Annotated in this window: 16 protein-coding genes; 7 read left to right on the plus strand and 9 right to left on the minus strand. The window is 37.0% G+C overall.

Translation table 11 applies throughout. The features are described from left to right. Positions 1-327 precede the first annotated feature (327 nt). The 9 genes from acs to EG342_RS14795 all read right to left on the minus strand — a co-directional run bounded on the left by acs (position 328) and on the right by EG342_RS14795 (position 11,761). A complete protein-coding gene (gene acs / locus EG342_RS14755; RefSeq protein ID WP_103293420.1) occupies positions 328-2,235 on the minus strand; it encodes an acetate--CoA ligase in 1,908 nt (635 codons plus the stop codon). Positions 2,236-2,357: 122 nt separating this feature from the next. Further along, the gene (locus EG342_RS14760; RefSeq protein WP_103293418.1) at positions 2,358-4,244 is read right to left on the minus strand and encodes an AMP-binding protein; all 1,887 of its coding nucleotides are present in this window, start codon (positions 4,242-4,244) and stop codon (positions 2,358-2,360) included. A 91-nt stretch (positions 4,245-4,335) separates the two neighbouring features. Beyond that, complete coding sequence (locus EG342_RS14765; protein WP_103293417.1) at positions 4,336-4,698, minus strand: response regulator transcription factor; 363 nt, start codon at positions 4,696-4,698, stop codon at positions 4,336-4,338. A gap of 9 nt (positions 4,699-4,707) precedes the next feature. Continuing rightward, complete coding sequence (locus tag EG342_RS14770; protein WP_164465249.1) at positions 4,708-7,410, minus strand: ATP-binding protein; 2,703 nt, start codon at positions 7,408-7,410, stop codon at positions 4,708-4,710. Continuing rightward, positions 7,403-7,597 (minus strand): hypothetical protein, encoded by a 195-nt coding sequence (locus EG342_RS14775; RefSeq protein WP_103293415.1) that lies wholly within the window; start codon positions 7,595-7,597, stop codon positions 7,403-7,405. Before EG342_RS14775 ends, EG342_RS14770 begins: the two co-directional genes overlap by 8 nt. A 79-nt stretch (positions 7,598-7,676) precedes the next feature. After that, positions 7,677-7,904: a DUF6814 family protein gene (locus EG342_RS14780; protein ID WP_103293414.1), complete on the minus strand. Its 228-nt coding sequence runs from the start codon at positions 7,902-7,904 to the stop codon at positions 7,677-7,679. A 43-nt stretch (positions 7,905-7,947) separates the two neighbouring features. Next, positions 7,948-9,528 carry an MFS transporter gene (locus EG342_RS14785; protein ID WP_103293413.1) on the minus strand — a complete coding sequence of 527 codons (1,581 nt, stop codon included), beginning with the start codon at positions 9,526-9,528 and terminating at the stop codon, positions 7,948-7,950. 265 nt (positions 9,529-9,793) lie between these two features. Then, entirely contained in the window at positions 9,794-11,173 is a 1,380-nt protein-coding gene (locus EG342_RS14790; protein ID WP_103293412.1) for a porin, read from the minus strand. A gap of 171 nt (positions 11,174-11,344) precedes the next feature. Beyond that, positions 11,345-11,761, minus strand: coding sequence for an IS1/IS1595 family N-terminal zinc-binding domain-containing protein (locus EG342_RS14795; protein ID WP_103293411.1), 417 nt, complete (start codon positions 11,759-11,761; stop codon positions 11,345-11,347). Between the two features lie 160 nt (positions 11,762-11,921). Between EG342_RS14795 and EG342_RS14800 the strand changes: the two genes are divergently transcribed. The 7 genes from EG342_RS14800 to EG342_RS14830 all read left to right on the plus strand — a co-directional run bounded on the left by EG342_RS14800 (position 11,922) and on the right by EG342_RS14830 (position 19,335). After that, on the plus strand, positions 11,922-12,608 hold the full coding sequence (locus EG342_RS14800) for a GNAT family N-acetyltransferase (protein WP_103293410.1): 687 nt from the start codon (positions 11,922-11,924) through the stop codon (positions 12,606-12,608). After that, positions 12,580-13,776 (plus strand): argininosuccinate synthase, encoded by a 1,197-nt coding sequence (locus EG342_RS14805; protein ID WP_103293409.1) that lies wholly within the window; start codon positions 12,580-12,582, stop codon positions 13,774-13,776. Before EG342_RS14800 ends, EG342_RS14805 begins: the two co-directional genes overlap by 29 nt. Before the next feature lie 55 nt (positions 13,777-13,831). Continuing rightward, a complete protein-coding gene (argC, locus tag EG342_RS14810; protein WP_103293408.1) occupies positions 13,832-14,797 on the plus strand; it encodes an N-acetyl-gamma-glutamyl-phosphate reductase in 966 nt (321 codons plus the stop codon). 271 nt (positions 14,798-15,068) lie between these two features. Further along, positions 15,069-16,208, plus strand: coding sequence for an aspartate aminotransferase family protein (locus EG342_RS14815; RefSeq protein WP_103293407.1), 1,140 nt, complete (start codon positions 15,069-15,071; stop codon positions 16,206-16,208). Positions 16,209-16,452: 244 nt separating this feature from the next. Next, positions 16,453-17,406: an N-acetylornithine carbamoyltransferase gene (locus EG342_RS14820; protein ID WP_103293405.1), complete on the plus strand. Its 954-nt coding sequence runs from the start codon at positions 16,453-16,455 to the stop codon at positions 17,404-17,406. A 77-nt stretch (positions 17,407-17,483) separates the two neighbouring features. Continuing rightward, positions 17,484-18,278, plus strand: coding sequence for an acetylglutamate kinase (gene argB / locus EG342_RS14825; RefSeq protein WP_103293404.1), 795 nt, complete (start codon positions 17,484-17,486; stop codon positions 18,276-18,278). After that, positions 18,253-19,335, plus strand: coding sequence for a M20 family metallo-hydrolase (locus EG342_RS14830; RefSeq protein WP_103293403.1), 1,083 nt, complete (start codon positions 18,253-18,255; stop codon positions 19,333-19,335). Before argB ends, EG342_RS14830 begins: the two co-directional genes overlap by 26 nt. Positions 19,336-19,389 lie beyond the last annotated feature (54 nt).

Below are 19,389 nucleotides of genomic sequence, written 5' to 3' on the forward strand. Positions count from 1 at the left end.
AGTTAATCATTATTTTCTTATTTTATTTATGTTTAAATCAATAAAATTTGTTAATTAACATTTCATTGATATAATAAAAAGACTTTTGTTAAAAATATTTATTGAACGGGTGTTTAATTTTGATGATTGCGTAATGTTAGTTCTATGGTTCTTTGTGAAGTCTTACTGCTTAATTATGAGAAGATTAAATACTGATGTTTCTATTAAATTCTACTTTTACCGCTTTGGATTGTACGGGTAAGGAGGGTTTGTGCAGGATTTATCTGATAAAATGAAAGCCCCGGAAGTAAATATTTCCAGGGCTTTATTTTGTTATTTAAATTCGAATTAAATTCTTTCGTTCTTAATTTCTTCTACAATTTCAGGATTTAAAAGAGTAGAAATATCTCCGAAATTGCTGAAGTCTCCCTCTGCAATTTTTCTCAATATTCTACGCATAATTTTTCCTGAACGTGTTTTAGGAAGCCCTGAAACGAATTGTATCTTATCCAGTTTGGCAATAGGCCCGATCTGTTCAGAAATCAATTGGTTAATTTCTTTTTTAAGATTTTCCTTGTCACGACCTTCTCCGGTTTCTTTCAGCGTCACATAGCCGTACAATGCATTTCCTTTGATGTCATGCGGATAGCCAACAATAGCGGATTCTGCCACAGCAGGGTGCTGGTTGATACTGTCTTCAATAGGGGCTGTTCCTAAATTGTGTCCTGAAACAATAATCACATCGTCAACACGTCCTGTAATTCTGTAATAGCCTACTTCGTCTCTCAAGGCTCCGTCACCTGTGAAATATTTTCCGGGGAATGCTGTAAAATAGGTTTCTTTATACCTTTGATGATCTCCCCAGATTGTTCTTGCAATTCCCGGCCAAGGAAAACGGATGCAAAGGTTTCCTGTTACCTGGTTTCCTGTAATTTCATTGCGTTTGTCATCCATCAATACTGGCTGAATCCCTGGTAATGGTAATGTTGCATAAGTAGGTTTTGTAGGGGTAACAAATGGAAGCGGTGAAATCATAATTCCTCCTGTTTCTGTTTGCCACCAGGTATCGACAATCGGACATTTCTTCTTTCCAACGTGGTCATTAAACCAATGCCATGCCTCATCGTTGATAGGTTCACCTACAGATCCGATTACTTTTAAAGTACTCAGGTCATGCTTGTCTACCCATTCTGTACTTTCTTTTGCCAAAGAACGGATCGCAGTAGGAGCGGTATAAAACTGTGTGATTTTATGTTTTTCAATTACTTCCCAGAAACGGTCCGGTTCAGGGTATGTAGGTACTCCTTCAAAAATAACTGTGGTGGCCCCATTTAATAATGGGCCATAAAGAATATAAGAGTGCCCGGTAATCCATCCGATATCTGCAGTACACCAATAAATGTCATTTTCTTTATAATTAAATACATTTTTAAAAGTATACGCGGTATAAACCATATATCCTGCGCAGGTATGAAGCATTCCTTTAGGTTTCCCTGTGGAGCCTGAAGTATAGAGAATGAATAGAGGGTCTTCAGAATCCATGATAACAGTAACGAAATCAGGAGAGGCTTTTTCATATAAATCAGCCATCCAGTAATCTCTACCTTCTTTCATGGTGATTTCGTTGTGCGTTCTTTTCACAACCAGTACCTTTTCGATCGTCGGTGTTTTTTCCAATGCATCATCTACAATACTTTTTAAATCCAGCACCTTATTTCCTCTATAACTTCCATCTGATGTAATCACCATTTTTGCTTCACAATCATTAACTCTTGAAGCGACGGCAGAGGCGGAAAAACCAGCAAAAATTACAGAATGTACGGCTCCCAGTTTTGCACAAGCCAGCATTGTAATGGCAAGCTCAGGAATCATAGGGAGATAAATGCAGACTCTGTCTCCTTTTCCAATTCCCATGTCGCTGAGTACATTGGCTGTTTTGTTAACCCGTGTATACAGTTCGTTGTAAGAAATATGTTGTGCTTCTTCTTTGGGGTCATTAGGTTCCCAGATGATTGCTGTTTTGTCTCCTCTTACCGAAAGATGCCTGTCGATACAATTTTTGGTGATATTGAGTTTGGCGTTTTTGAACCATTCGATTTTAGCTTCATTCATATCATATTTCACGACTTTGCTCCATCTCTGATACCACACGAAATTTTGATCAGCTACCTTATCCCAGAATTTCTTGGGATTTTTGATAGACTTTTTATATTCTTCAAAATAATGTGGTAGATCTTCTATTAAGTAATTTCTCATATCCCTTTCGTTTTTTGAAATTTGAATTGTATTTGATAATTTTTGTTTTATATTTTTCTGAACCGTTTTTTAATGGTTTAAAGATTAAAAACTGATACTTAAATATATGTTTAATTTCTGGCTTAAGCCCTATATTCATTGATTTTTTCCTGAATTTCATCAATGATTTTTTCGTCATCAATGGTAGATGGAATCTGAAAATCTTTTCCGTCCAATAATGTCCTGATCAGTTTTCTTAAGATTTTTCCTGATCGCGTTTTTGGTAATCGTTTGACTACCATTGCATTTTTTAAGAAAGCCACAGCGCCTATCTTTTCTCTTACCATTTGAATGATATCTTTCTCAACATCCTGTTCAGAAATAGTCGATCCGTTCTTTAAAACAAGCGTTGCAAAAGGAATCTGTCCTTTTAATTCATCATCAATACCTACTACGGCACATTCGGCTACATCAGGATGCGAGGAAACAATCTCTTCCATCTCTGAAGTAGAAAGTCTGTGGCCTGCAACATTGATGACGTCATCCACTCTTCCTGTGATGAAAATATAGCCGTCTTCATCCTGTATTGCGCCGTCGCCGGAAAAATAATATCCATTGTATTGAGACAGATAACTGTTCTGAAAACGTTCATGATCTTTCCATATTCCAAGCATAGCACCTGGAGGAAGCGGAAGTTTGATCACCAGATAACCTTCATGATGAGGATCGAGTTCAAGCCCATTTTCATCAAAAATTTTAATATCATAGCCCGGAATCGGTTTTCCTGCGGAGGCTCTTTTGATTTTGTACTGATCATTAAAGGTCATTAATCCCAGCATTGGCCAACCCGATTCTGTCTGCCACCAATGATCAATGGCCGGAACTCCGATGTGCTCTGCGAACCAGTCCAGGGTAGCTACGTCACATCTTTCGCCCGCTAAAAACTGTTTTCTGAAATGGGATAAATCATACTTTTTGACCAGTTCTCCATGAGGATCTTCTTTTTTAATTGCCCTGATCGCCGTAGGAGCGGTGAACATAACAGAAACCTTGTACTCCGAAATGATTTTCCAGAATGTTCCTGCGTCAGGGGTCATAATGGGTTTTCCTTCAAAAATAACAGTGGTATTTCGGTTGATTAGCGGCCCATAGACAGAAAAACTGTGACCAACCGCCCAACCGAAATCAGAAGCAGCCCAATACGTTTCTCCCGGTTCAACTCCATATACATACTTCATGGAGAATTTTAATGCCGTGGCATAACCACCGGTATCACGTACAATTCCTTTTGGTTTTCCTGTCGTTCCTGAAGTATAAAGTAAATACAGTGGATGGGTTGATTCTATAGATACACAGTCAGCTGGAGCAGATTTTTGAACCAATTCTTCATAATCGATCAGTCCGTCGAACATTTCGTCCTTGTTATCAACTAATTTTCTATTATAAACGATAATATGGTCTACTTTATCCTGTGCCAGTTCGATTGCTTTTTCTACCAGCGGGAGATAAGGAATTCTTTTGGCAATCTCTATTCCTGCAGTAGCGGTGATTAAAACCTTAGGCTTGCAGTCATCAATTCTTACCACTAATTCATGAGGTGCAAAACCTCCAAAAACAACATTGTGAATCACTCCAATTCTTGCACAGGCCAGCATGGCAAAAAGTGTTTGGGGAATCATCGGCATATAAATTACTGCGGTATCTCCTTTTTCTAATCCTAAAGAAACCAGTCCTCCGGCAAGTTTCGAGATTTCCTCCTTTGCCTGATTGAAAGTATAGGTGATTTTTTGATCCGTAACAGGGGAGTCGTACACAATAGCGATCTGCTCTCCAAAGCCATCCTCAATATGTTGGTCAATACATAAATAGCACATATTGAGCTTTCCGTCAGAAAACCATTGTGGATAATCGTTTTTATCTTTTGAAAGAATATTTTTGGGGAACTCAAACCAGTTGATTTCTGCGGCATGTTCTTTCCAGAATTCTTCTTTATTTTCTATACTTTGTTTAAATAATGTATCAGTGTCCATATTAATGTTGGTGTGTTTTTAATTAGCCTTGTCAAGGTTTTAAACCTTGACAAGGCTAGGGGTTTGAAACCATTACAGGGCCCAGGTCAGATCATCCAAACATCTCCTCAATCTGCTGCATCAGTTTTTTAATCGAGTAGGGTTTCGTTATATAAGCATCAGCTCCCATTTCCAATCCCTTTTCAATATCTTTTGGGTTATTTTTTGCACTCAGAAAGATGACTTTTGTATCGTTCAGTTTTTCATCCTGCCTGATAAGATCCAGTGTGCTGTACCCGTCAAGATTGGACATCATAATATCGAGGAGAATCACATCGGGAACCATTGTTTTTAAAAAATCAAGAACCTCTGTTCCGTCCCGTGCGATATAAACATCATAGCCGTTTTTCTTAAAACTGTACTCCAGTGACATTAATATTTTGTGTTCGTCATCCGCAATGATTATCTTTCTCATAAATGGGTTTTAAGCGTGTTCAACTTCATTTTTAATCTCTTTTATATTTTTTTTCGGAATATTGATGGTGAAAGTTACACCCAGTCCGCTATTTTCAGCTTTTATATTTCCTTTGTGGGCTTGCACTATTTTTTTTGAAATTGCCAGTCCAAGTCCGCTTCCGGTAGGTTTTAAAATGTTTTGGTTTTTGGATTGATAAAACTTGTCAAATATCATTTCCAGGTCTTCTTCAGGAATGTGTTTCCCTGTATTAAAAATGGAAATAAACAGCTGGTTGTCTTTTTCAAATATTTTGGTTTGTATAGTGCCTTGATCATCCGTAAACTTTAAAGCATTTCCCCAGATATTCTGAAACAGCTGAATCATCCTCGCTTCATCATAATCAAATATAAACTGATTCAAAAGATTGACCTCACTTAAATGAATATTTTTCTGCTGAATCAGATGAAGAATCGGATTCAGTGCTTTTTTATAGGTTTCAATGATGTTATTTTCCTTGATATGTAAAGAGATTTCACCATGCTGAAGCTTATCGAGATAAAGAATATCGTTGATAATCTCACTTAGCCTGTCGGATTCTGTGACAATGTTATTCAAAAACTCCTGTTTAATTTCGAAAGGAATTTCATCATCATCGGCTAGAATTTCTCCTGCAGAACGGATCGCTGTAATGGGAGTTCTCAACTCATGGGCAACAGAATCCAGGAAGTCATCTTTCTGACGGTCTTTTACGATCAGGCTTTCATTGGCGGTGCGGAGATCATCTGATAGCTTCTGTAATTCCTCGGATTGCTCGGTGAGTTTTTTATTTAAGCTGATATTTTCTTTAGATTCTTCAAGGATATTTAAAACTTCTTTCAAAGATATTTTATCTTCTTTAGTCACTCCTTCAATTAAAATTTTTGCTGATGCAGTACCGATTCTCCCTGCCAAAAGGTTTTCGGAGAATTTAATAAATCTGGAATCCGCAGTTTCGGTTTGGGAATCAATATTATATTTTAGATTAAAAATCCGTAACGCCTGTTCTGTTTTATTTTTGCCTAAAAATCGTTCAAGGATGTTCTTGATGTCGGAAACATAAGCTGTTCCTCTCCAGATAAAGGCATTTTCGTGATTTTGAATGTATTTGTCGATGTCTACGTAAAGTTCTGCAAAGTTTCTTTCACGGTAATTCCCTTTGATACTTACAGAAATAATCGTAAACAAGCCTGTATTCACCAGTAAAGACCAGAAAAAAATCTGCGGAATTCTTCCCAGGTAAGGAATAGTGAAAAATCCGAAAGCATCATAGAGAACTCTCAAAACTCCTTTGAACTCCTGGTTGTAGGAGAAATAATACTGTGGAATAATTAATCCGAAATAGCAGATGGCCAATCCCGCAGCAAGCCCTGCAACGGCTCCTTTATAGCTTCCTCTTCGCCAGAATATAGCTCCGAAGAATGCAGGTGCCAATTGTGCAATCACCACAAACGAAATCAGTCCGACTGAGTCTAACGAAGTTTTAAGAATAAAATATTTATAAAAAGCAAATGCCATAATGATCAGGGCGAAAATGCTGAATTTTCTGATATTGGTGATGCTTCGGGTGTTTTGCTCTTCATTTTCAGATTTAAGTTTCCCAAGCAGCCCGTAAGGAATAATCAGATTATTGGAAAGCATGATGGATAAGGTAATCGCTGAAATAATGATCATGGAAATACATGAGCTTAACCCACCGAGAAAAACCAAAACTGTAATTAAGGTATTGTCAAAATGCTGAGGAATCAGAATAGAGTAGAACTCAGGGTTTACTTTTTGTCCTTCAAAAATCAATCTTCCGCCCCAGGCAATAGGGAAAATGAAAACCGTAAAAATTAACAGGTATAAGGGAAAAAACCAAATAGCTGTCTTGATGTGTTTTTCCTGCCTGTTTTCAATGATAGCCGTGTGGAATTGTCTGGGAAGAATACAAATAGCGGTAGCTGAAATCATACACAGAACCATCCAGTTCAAGGCTCCTTCAATCCCGTTAAATGTATTTTTTTCTTTAAAATCTTTAAACCTGCTGGCTTTCTCATAGATGTCGGAAAACCCATCAAATACATAGTAAATAACAAAAAAGCCAAGAATGATGATAAAAAATAGTTTTAAAAAGCTTTCCAGGGCAATAGCAGAAATGATTCCCAGTCGTTTTTCTGAAGCATCTACATATCTGGTTCCGTAATATGAAGAAAATAAAGCGATCAATACCACAACAAAAGTGGCGTTGTCTGTCAGGATATCTTTTGACATTGGAGTCTCCGTTACAAGGTGAAACGTTTCAGAAATCGCTTTGATCTGCAGGCCGATATATGGAACAATGGCAAGAAGGCATACGACAGTGATAATGGCGCTCAAGCTTCTGCTGTTTCCATAGCGTAATGAAATAAAATCTGCCAGACTACTTATTTTATTCACTCTTGAAATTCGTACAATTCGTGTATTGATATAGATCCATGCCGGAATAATCATGATAGGACCAATGTAGATAGGCAGATAATTCAATCCACTTGTTGCTGCTACACCGATGCTTCCGTAATACGTCCATGCTGTACAATAAACTGCCAGGGATAATGCATAAATGTAGGGATTATTGATCCAGAGCTTGCTTCTTTTCTTCTCTGCCAAATGAGCAACTAAGAACAGAAGTGCCAGGTAAAATAAGACTACAGAAAATAATGCAAAACTATTCATCATGCTTTTTTACAATTACAAACGAAATCACGATAGATGCCATCCAGACAGCAAACAGATAAACAAGCATCATAGGATAACCCAATACTTTTTTTTCACTATTGAAAAGTAATGAAATAGGGATGCTGAAAGCAATCATTAATCCGATGCTCAGGATAATCAGTTTTTGTTCGTGTCTCTTTTTCATAAATGATGATGGATAAAAGATAATTGATGAACAGATCCTGTAGTATTGATCATTCATCAATTATCATGTATCTTTATAATTATACTTTGTCGTCAGAATATTCTCCGGTTAATGCATAATAACCGAAAATGGCCATTCCGCCTGAAATAATCGGCATCAGTACAAATAAAATAATGATCCCGAATACCAGATCTTCCTGCTTTCCGGAAGTAATCTTTGGAATTCCCAATACTGTAATTCCGAAATATCCTACAATCACTGCGATAGCAATCCAGAGAATACCTAATATTTTTTTTAGTCCGTTCATTTTAGTAGTTTTAAAATTAATAAAAAATTGAATGATTCAGTAGTTAATCGTGAATATTATTGTTCTTATTTTTAAGATAAAATAATCCGATGATTAAACAGACTGTGGCAACTCCGATCGGATACCAAAGCCCTTCAAGATACCATGTAGCGTGTCCGGCTTCCTTTCCGGTTGTTACCAGATAGGTTGCTACTGCCGGAAGAAGACCTCCGAATACTCCGTTTCCAATATGATAAGGTAAAGACATCGACGTATAACGGATTCTGACAGGGAACATTTCTACCAGGAAGGCTGCGATAGGGCCATAGACCATCGTTACAAAAATTACCTGGATGAATATCAGGAAAATCAGATACCATTTTGTATCATCACTTAATTTTACGGTTTGAGAAACTTTTGGTTCTTCGGCTTTTCCGTCTTTTATAACAGGGCCTGCCGGAGACCAATGCGTGATACTGTCTTTCTTGATCAAAGTCCCATCTGTATAAAGCGTTTCTTTGTGAAAGGTGATCAGGCTATCTGTTGCAACGGTATTGTGTGTTTTTGCAGTTCTTTTTTCTGTAATTCCATTAGTGGCAACGGTTTTAGTTTCCAGATTAACGCTTTTAAACATACTGTCATAAATAGGTCTGTATGCTAAAATAGCAACCAGCATTCCGGTCATCATCACCGCTTTTCGTCCTATTTTATCAGAGAGCCAGCCAAAAAATACAAAGAAAGGAGTTCCTAAAAACAACGCGGTAGCCATTAAAGAGTCTACCTGTGCAGATTCTACATTCATTACCTTTTGGAGGAAACTCATTGCGTAGAATTGTCCTGTGTACCAGATGACTCCTTGTCCCATTGCTGCTCCAAAAAGTGCAAGAAGAACAAATTTGAAGTTGTACTTATTTCCAAAACTTTCCTTTAAAGGGTTTTTCGAAGTTTTTCCTTCACTTTTAGCTTTGGCAAAAAGCGGTGATTCCTTCATGTTTTTTCTGATGATATAAGAAACTCCTACCATTAGAATAGAGATCCAGAAAGGAACTCTCCATCCCCAGCTATCAAATTCTTCTGTAGAAAGTGTGTTTTTTGTAATCAGAATAACTATTAATGAAATAAAAAGTCCTGCCGTTGCGGTAGTCTGAATCCATGAAGTCCAATACCCTCTTCGATGAGGTTGGGCGTACTCTGCAACATAAGTGGCAGCCCCTCCATATTCTCCTCCAAGAGCTAATCCTTGTAATAATCTTAAAATTAAAACTAAAACAGGAGCCATAAATCCAATGGTTTCATAACTCGGAATACATCCGATCAGAAAAGTGGAGAATCCCATAATCAGTAAAGTGACAAGGAAGGTGTATTTTCTTCCTATAATATCACCCAGCCTTCCGAAAAATAAAGCTCCAAAAGGCCTTACCACAAATCCGGCAGCAAAAGTTGCCAGTGTAGATAAAAATGCGGCGGTAGGATTATCTGCCGGGAAAAATTTTGTGGCTAAAACGATAGCCAGACTTCCAAAAATATAAAAGTCATACCATTCTATAAGGGTTCCGAGTGATGAGGCGGTGATGACGCTCCAGATGGTGCGGTTTTTCTGCCTGTCGGTCATATTTTCGTAGCTTTCGTGATGATTTTCGCTCATATGGGTTGTTTTTGATGTTATTGGAATAGAATTTTAATTTGAATATTTTGAACCATTAAGGGCTTTAAATGATTAAGTTTAATGCTTTGGGACTATTTCAAAAGTGTCATTCTGAATGAAATGAAATGTAGTGAAGAATCTCATGTGTGATTGGTTGTTAGTAAGATTCTTCCTTCGTTAGAATGACAAGAGTCAAATTATTTGAATTTTGGGAATATATCCCTAATTCATCTTACAATCTTTATTATTCTTAATGGTTCAAATTTTACAAGTAGATTTGAAACTGTACAATAAATTCTCCTTTTGAAGATGGGCTTTCCGTAGGGTTTGTATAAACGGGTCGTGTTGAATATTGCGTAGTAATCTTTGCATGATGCCCATCGATAAACCAGTTGGCTCCTACATCAAACTGATTAGAAGATTTGTCGAATGCGTCAAAACTTTTGTGTGTATACGCTGCAAAGGGCTGTATTCTGATCTTGGGTTTTTCTGCCTGGCTTGGCAATAGTAAGCCGGCCTGTGCGTAGATAATATTACCTGTTCCAATGGTGGGTTGTAGATTTCCGGGGCCGGCTATAGCTTTATTCCCGATAAAATTAGGATCAGTAGCGGCAATATTCATAGTTCCCAGATTTCTTACATAATTGGGTCCGAAATTGTAGTTGTAATATCCGGCATAAGCGGAAACTGCCATTTTATTTTTTGCCTCGCCCAACGGAATGTCAGCGAAAGCGTCTACCGCAAAAAGCGTAATATCATGTTTTTCAACAGTTGAATTGACCGATGTTCTGGTTCCGTCTGCCTGATGGTAAAATCCTGCACCTACATTGAAAACTTTCTTGGTTCCCAGATAAGATCCTACTTTGAACGGTAGGGTATTGGATTCTTCGTCGAGAAACTGGTATTCGACATATCCTGCCTTTGAGAAGCTTGGGTTACCGTTATTATCTACAGCAACAGCTTTGGAAGGATCTGTGACATTCACAGGGGTGAGATCGGTTGCGAAAGGTTTGTTTAAGCTGAAACGATACTCTAGTTTTCCGTATTTACCTTTGGCAAACATTCCAAGTTGTCTGGCAAATTGATCCGAATTGTCGATCAAAGGCCATGAAAAAACGGGTGAGTCTACGGTAAGAAAGTTTAAAGTAGATGCCATGGTCATTCGGGAAAGTCCCATATAGTAATGAAGTCCTGCTCCTAAAGATAAACTGAATTTTCCCGCTTCTCCAGGTAAAATAACTGCATATTCGTTCCAGGCATCATGAAAAAAGAGTTGGGTTTTCTTGCCGTTTCCATAACCTCCTGTACCTGATGTGCCGGAAGCGCCACCGTTAATAAAAGTTTGGTTATTGATCCCGAAGTGGAGGAGGATCATATATCTTTTGGAGATTTGTGCATACGTTAAAGCACGTAATCGCCTGTTTCCGATGCTCCATGAATTATCTGTAGGTTCACCTCCAACCATGCTTCCGGGATTCATTGAGGTATTCCTTAACCAGAGCTGATCCCAGAGAATAAATCTGATAAATTTATCTCCCTCCGGATTAAGGTTGATTTTTAAGCCACTGCCATAGTCAGGAGAACCTTGTGCATATAGAGAACTGCTGATTAGGGCTACTCCAATAAATGTAAGTAATTTCTTCATAAATTATCAATTTTTGGCGTTGTTTTTTGTGAAAGCCAAATTGTAATTAATAATTTGTTTATGAAAATTTAATATATATTAGTGGTAATAGTATAGTTATATAAAATATGAAGTATAAAATTCAGACTGCAAAGTCTATTATCTATCAGTCTTTTCTCTTTATTCTACGCTCTATTTCTTAAATCTTTCCCATTTAATCAACATATACTTATCTGCAAACTGAGTAATGATAATCCCGGAATTTTTAATATTATCTTCCTGTGCAATATACTCAATAAGCTCATTTTGTTTTAAGATTTTATAGACCGGATGAAACTCAGAATGAGGAGGTCTTGTAATGTTATATTTTTTAATCCATGAGCTAATGGTGACATGGGAAACCCCGATGATTCTTTCAATTTCGCGGTAACTTAAGCCTTCAAGATAAAGCTGTAATGCTTTCGTAACATAATAATCGTCAATCTGTTTTCCTAGTTTTTTTACGGTAAAATAATAGTTGCAACTTTTGCAATGGAAACGTTGTTTCTCATTGACTATTCCACTTTTTACGACTTTATTACCATTGCATTTCGGACATGTATTTTCCATAACTATAGTATTTTAGCAAATATATAATAAATTAGCAAAAATATATTTTTCAATAAAGATAATTTTACCTGTGTAAATTTTTAAAACAAAAAAAATATCTTTTTTATTTGGATTTAAAAGAAAATATATTTTAAATTTGCCAAAAAAATTAGATAAATAAATGGAAATAGAAATTTCCTCATGCGAACATCTAATGTATGTGAGTGAAATACAGCAGGAAATGTATGATTCTGCACAGCGCAGAGGAACGGGAATCGCAAAACGTTCCATAGAATATTTGAGTAAAAAGATTTCAGAGGGCAATGCTGTGGTAGCCACTGAAAACGGCGAATGGGTAGGTTTCTGTTATATAGAGACCTGGTCACATGGGAAGTTTGTTGCTAATTCGGGACTGATTGTGTCCCCGAAATTCAGGCATGGAGGAGTAGCGACTCAGATTAAGCATAAAGTTTTCCAGTTATCTAGAGAAAAATATCCTGAAGCGAAAGTATTCGGGTTGACTACAGGTTTGGCAGTGATGAAAATCAATAGTGATTTAGGCTATAAACCGGTAATCTATTCTGAACTGACTCAGGATGAGGAGTTCTGGAATGGTTGTAAAAACTGTGTAAACTACGAAATCTTAATGATGAAGGAACGTAAAAACTGTCTGTGTACAGCCATGCTATTTGTTCCGGATAATGAAAAAAAAAATGAGGTTGTGGAAAATCAGCCTGAAAATAAATATAATGGAGTGAGCCAAACTGATTTTACATATTCAGTACGAAAATCTGCCGGTGAATTCCATATGACCATTAATAAAAATAAAAAGAGTCCAGATGAAAAAGAAAGTCATCTTAGCGTTTAGTGGAGGTTTAGATACTTCCTACTGTGCTAAATATCTTAGTGAAACATTAGGATATGATGTGTATGCGGTTACTGTCAATACCGGAGGTTTTTCCAAAGAAGAAGAAAAAGAGTTGGAAAGAAAAGCTTTAAACCTTGGGGTAAAAGAATACAGGTGCGTAGACGCTCAGGAAGACTATTACAATTCATGTGTGAAGTATCTGATTTTTGGAAATGTATTAAAGAATAATACCTATCCTCTTTCTGTAAGTGCTGAACGTACCATTCAGGCTCAGGAAATTGCAAAATATGCAATGGAGATTAATGCGGAGGCTATTGCTCATGGAAGTACCGGTGCCGGAAATGATCAGGTTCGTTTTGATTTGATTTTTCAGGTGATGTGCCCGAATATTGAGATTATCACACCAATACGTGATATGGCTTTGTCCCGTGAAGAAGAGATTGAATTCTTGAAAAGTCACGGCTATGAAATGGAATTCCATAAAGCGCAATATTCTGTAAATAAAGGACTTTGGGGAACTTCTGTAGGAGGAAAGGAAACATTGACTTCAAGAAATTACTTGCCTGAAGAAGCTTTTCCTTCTCAAATTAAAGAAACTCAGCCTTCAGAATTAGAAATTGAGTTCAAAAACGGGGAGGTAGTTTCGGTGAATGGGGAAAACTTTGAACATTCTGTATATGCCATTCAAAAAATAGAAGCATTGGCTTCTGTGTATGGAATTGGCCGTGATATCCATGTTGGAGATACAATTGTGGGAATTAAGGGAAGAGTAGGATTCGAAGCTGCAGCTGCTTCGGTAATTATCAAAGCGCACCATTTACTGGAAAAGCACACGCTTTCAAAATACCAGCAAATGATGAAATCCCAGCTATCCGACTGGTATGGAAACTGGCTTCATGAAGCGCTCTTCTTAGATCCTGTCATGAGAAATATTGAATCTTTCTTACTGGATTCTCAGAAAACCGTAAGTGGAAAAGTGTTTGTGACGCTTCATCCGTACAGATTTGTTTTAAATGGAATTGAATCTGCCCATGACCTGATGTCTGACAAGTTCGGAAGCTATGGCGAGGCAAACAGAGCGTGGACAGGAGAAGATGTAAAAGGATATACAAAAATTGTAAGCAATTCCTTAAATATATATCATCAAATCAATCAAAATATCAACTAAAGTTCCGAAGGAACGATTTAACCCAAGATAGGACGCAGTCCTATCAGATTAAAACATGAAGAAAACAGTAGGAATAGTTGGTGCCAATGGTTACACAGGAAGCGAATTAATACGCTTACTGGCTTTTCATCCCCAGGTGACATTGAGTTTTTTATATAGTCGTTCGAATTCGGGAACAAGAATATCGGATTTGTACCCGGATTTAACGACGGTTTGTGAAATGGTTCTGACGAATGAATCTCACGAAGTGGATGTGCTTTTTTTATGCCTTCCACACAAGGAAAGTCAGAATTGGTTAACTCAAAATCCGGCTAATGAGGAAACTCTGGTGATTGATCTGGGAAATGATTTCCGTTTAGAAGGAAATTTTGAAAACAGAAATTTTATCTACGGATTGCCGGAAATTAATAAAAAACAACTGGCAGGCTCAAAAAGTATTGCCAACCCGGGATGTTTTGCAACAGCAATTCAGTTAGCATTATTGCCATTGGCAGAAAAAGGATTGTTAAATGAGGTTTTTACCACAGGGATTACAGGTTCTACAGGAGCCGGCCAATCTTTGCAGGCAACAACACATTTTACGTGGAGAAATGATAATGTATCAGCTTATAAAACTTTGACACATCAGCATGTGGATGAGATTTTACAACAGTTGATTTCATATAATAATAAAGAAGTAGCCTTGAATTTTGTTCCGTGGAGAGGAGATTTTGCAAGAGGGATTTTTACAAGTTCCACTATGAAGACGGATTTGGAGCTGGCGGAAATAGAACAATTGTATCAGGATTTTTATGAGGAGGAGCCTTTTGTTACGATCAGTGAAAGGGCAATTGATTTAAAGCAGGTTGTCAATACCAATCGCTGTGTGATTCAGATCGAAAAGAGTGGAAATGTTGTCGTTATACACTCAGCGATTGACAATTTGTTAAAAGGAGCTTCAGGACAGGCGGTACAAAATATGAATATCGCGATGGGCTGGGAAGAAAATACAGGACTGAATCTGAAGCCGATAGCATTTTAAATGTGAATGGTCAATAAGCCAATTGTGAATTTTAAAAACTGGAATTAAATCCGACTTAGGAAAATGGAGCGTTAAGAAAATTAATTCGATGAACGTAAAGAAAATTCTACTGTTCGAAGTGCGAGATAAATATAGAATCGAAGAAATGATTTTGAATTTGCACAAGTTTTAGAATTTTTAGAGAATCGAACTAATTTTTAGCGGAAGTTTCCAGGTCTTGAACTTTTGTTTCTTTTGTTTTAAGACAAAAGAAAAATAAAAAAACAAAAAAATGAATTTATTCAACGTATATCCATTATTCAACATAAACCCGGTTAAAGCTCAGGGATCTTTTCTTTGGGATGATAAAGGAGAAAAATATCTTGATTTTTACGGAGGTCATGCCGTAATCTCCATTGGTCATAACCATCCTCATTATCAGAATAAACTGAAAGATCAACTGGAAAAAATTTCTTTTTATTCCAATTCGGTTCAAAATGAATTACAGACTGAACTGGCAGAAAAATTAGGAAAGCTTTCAGGATACGAAAACTATAATCTTTTCTTATGCAACTCAGGAGCTGAAGCTAATGAAAATGCATTAAAGCTTGCCTCTTTTCACAATGGAAAAAGCAAAGTATTGTATTTCTCAGGCTCTTTCCATGGAAGAACGTCTGCAGCAGTTTCTGTGACGGATAATCCAAAGATTGTTGCTCCGGTAAACTTTTCAGAAAGATTCATTAAATCTGAATGGAATGACATCCAACAACTTGAAGAAACTTTTGAACTTCACGGAAGTGAAATTTCTTCTGTCATTATCGAAGGAATTCAGGGAGTGGGAGGAATTATGATTCCAACGTCGGAGTTTTTGGCTAAAATAAAAGAATTGTGTGAAAAATATGACACCGTTTTGATTCTGGATGAAGTACAGTCGGGATATGGCAGAAGTGGATATTTCTTCGCCCATCAGGAATTTGGGATTGAGCCGGATATCATTACCACGGCAAAAGGAATGGGAAATGGTTTTCCTGTCGGAGGAGTTTTAATTCATCCGAAATTCCAGGCAAGCAACGGGCTATTGGGAACTACTTTCGGAGGGAACCATTTAGCGTGTGTAGCTTCAATTGCTGTTCTTGATGTAATGAAAGATGAAAATCTTATCGAAAATGCTCAACAAATGGGCGGATATATTGAAAATGAAATTAAGGATTTACCACATATTAAATCAATCCGAAGGAAAGGTTTGATGATCGGAATAGAGCTCGACAGGGACTGTTCAGAAGTAAGGAAGAGCTTACTGTTTGATCATCATATTTTCACAGGAAACTCTAATGATAAAAGTGTTTTAAGGATTCTTCCGGCACTTAATATCAGGAAAGAGGAGACCGATCTTTTCATCAATGCTTTGAAAGAAGTATTAGGAAATATTTAATGTGAAAGAATAAAATGGCAAAAAGAGAAAGAGGTAATAATGAAATGTTGTTTTGTCATTCTGAAGAAATAAAAATGAAGGATATAAAACTGTACAAAATAATTTCCCTTCGTCAGAATGACAAACTCTTTCCGGTTGCTGAGTGAAATGCCTTTGAACGGAAAAATATTTAGAAATTAAAGAAACTTTCGTCATTGCGTTTACATCTCAAAAATGGGTTAAAAATCTTTAAAATCAATTTAAAATGAAAAAATTCACCTCTGTAAGCGACGTTGAGAACTTACAGGAAATCATAAAAAAAGCTTTAGAAATTAAAGCAAATCCACTTACAGAAACAGAAAAAGGAAAGGGGAAAACCATAGGACTTGTATTTTTAAATTCAAGCTTAAGAACGCGTTTGAGTAGCCAGATTGCAGCACAAAACTTAGGATTGAACGTATTAACATTAAATGCAGCCCAGGAAGCATGGAATCTTGAATTTGCTGACGGAGCTGTAATGAACGGTGATACAGTAGAACATATCAAGGATGCCATTGAAGTTTTAAATCAATATTGTGATATCATTGCCGTACGTTGTTTTGCAGGAATGAAGAACAAGGAAGATGATGTGAACGAAAGTATTTTAAGCCAGTTCGAGCAACATGCAAAAGTTCCTGTAATTTCATTGGAATCCGCGACACGTCATCCACTGCAAAGTCTGGCAGATTGTATTACCATTACAGAAAATTGGAAAAAAGATCACAAACCCAAAGTGGTACTGACATGGGCACCGCATATCAAGCCGATTGCTCAGGCTGTAGGAAATTCTTTTGCAGAATGGATGCAGGAAATGGACGTAGACTTTGTAATCGCTAATCCTGAAGGCTATGATCTGGATAAAAGCTTTACAAAAGATGTACAGGTAATTCATGATCAGGATGAAGCGTTGAAAGATGCAGATTTTATCTATGTTAAAAACTGGTCTTCCTTTGACGATTATGCAGCAATGCCTGAAGTAAAAGGCGAGTGGATGTTAACCAATGAAAAACTGTCTCATACTAATGATGGGAAAGTAATGCACTGCCTGCCGGTTCGTCGTAACGTCGAATTAAGTGATGAGGTAATGGATGGAGGTCATTCAATCATCTACCAGCAGGCAAAAAATCGTATTTTCTCAGCGCAAGCCGTATTTAGTGAAATATTAGACAATATAAAATAACTCTTACAGAGTCCCGGAGGGACGATTTAACCCCAAGGTAGGAATCTATTCCTATCAATTCTAAATGTAGAATAAAAATGAAACAGAAAATATACATCATAAAAATAGGTGGAGCACTCATTGATGATGAGCGGTTGCTGGATCAGTTTTTAGATCAGTTTTCTGAAATTCAGGAAAAGAAGATTCTTGTTCATGGTGGTGGAAAGTTAGCTACAATATTAGCTGATAAACTCGGTATTGAGCAGAAAATGATTAATGGAAGGAGGATTACGGATAAGGAAACACTGGATATTGTAACGATGGTATATGCAGGAGGTATCAATAAAAATATTGTTGAAAAGCTACAGCAGAAAAAATGTAATGCAATAGGCTTTTCAGGGGCAGATGGAAATTTGATTAAAGCTAAAAAAAGAGAGCATCCTGAAATTGATTTCGGATTTGTGGGAGATATCAATAAGAAAAGTGTCAACAGGAAATTGCTTTCAAAACTAATCAAACTTGATCTTATTCCTGTGTTTTCTGCCATTACCCACGACAGAAAAGGAAACCTTTTCAATACCAACGCGGATACCATTGCTTCTGTGATGGCACAGGCTTTATCGGAAAAATATGAAGTTGAATTGTTGTATTGTTTTGATAAAGAAGGGGTGCTGGAAGATGTAAACGACCCAAAATCTGTCATTAAAAGTGTTTCAGAACAAGAATTTACAGTGCTGAAGGAGGAAGGTAAACTTCACAAAGGGATTTTACCCAAATTAGAAAATGCGCTGGGAGCGATTAAAAATAATGTAAATAAGGTGTTTCTGATTAAAGAAACCGAATTAAAAAACCATATAGAGAATCATCATGCAGGAACTGAAATCTGTTTATAATAAAGAGGAATTATTAAATAATGCGATCGGATTGCTTAAAAATCTGATTGAAATTCCTTCATTCAGTAAAGATGAATTCAATACGTCGGTAGAAATTGAAAACTTTTTTAAGAAACATCAGATCCCAACCAAGCGTTTTAAAAACAATATCTGGGCAGTTAATAAAAACTTTGATGTGTTCAAACCTTCTGTTTTGTTGAATACCCACCATGATACGGTAAAGCCGAATAAAGCCTACACATTGGATCCGTTTGTACCGATTGAGAAGGACGGAAAGCTGTATGGATTGGGAAGTAATGATGCAGGAGCGTCTCTCGTGTCTATGGCACAGGTTTTTTTACATTTTTATGATAAAGAAGATTTAAAATATAATTTAGTTATTGCGTTGACAGCTGAGGAAGAGATCTCAGGATTTGATGGAATTGAAACTCTGTTTCCTCAGCTGCCTAATATAGAACTCGCTATTGTTGGGGAACCTACGCAGATGAATCTGGCGATTGCAGAAAAAGGACTTTTGGTGATTGATGGAGAGATGAAAGGAACTCCTTCTCACGCCGCTCATCCTAACAATGATAACTCGATTGTAAAATGTATGCAGGATCTGCAGAATATTTTAAACTTTAAATTTCCAAAGGTCTCAGAATATCTGGGTGAGGTTAAAATTACTTTATCAGGAATCCATGCTGGAGTACAGCATAATGTGGTGCCTGAGTCATGCAATTTTACACTGGATGTCAGGGTAACCGATGAATATTCCAATAAAGAGGCTTTTGAAATTATTCAGTCACAAATGGAATCTTCACTTACTGCAAGGTCTTTCCGATTGAATTCTTCAAAAATTGAAATGGATCACCCGTTTGTAAAGGCCGGACTTGAAATAGGGAGGACAACCTATGGTTCGCCGACTTCTTCGGACCAGGCAATCATTCCATGTACATCGGTGAAAATGGGTCCCGGAGATAGCAGGCGCTCTCATACTGCGGATGAATTCATCTATATTAATGAAATAGAAGAAGGAATTGAAATCTATATCCGGATTTTAGAAAAAGTGTTATAACAGATGGAAGCGGGAAGAAGGACGAAAGAAACTTATTGCAGGTTGTAATTTATT

The sequence above is a fragment of the Chryseobacterium lactis genome, from assembly GCF_003815875.1.
GTDB lineage: Bacteria > Bacteroidota > Bacteroidia > Flavobacteriales > Weeksellaceae > Chryseobacterium > Chryseobacterium lactis.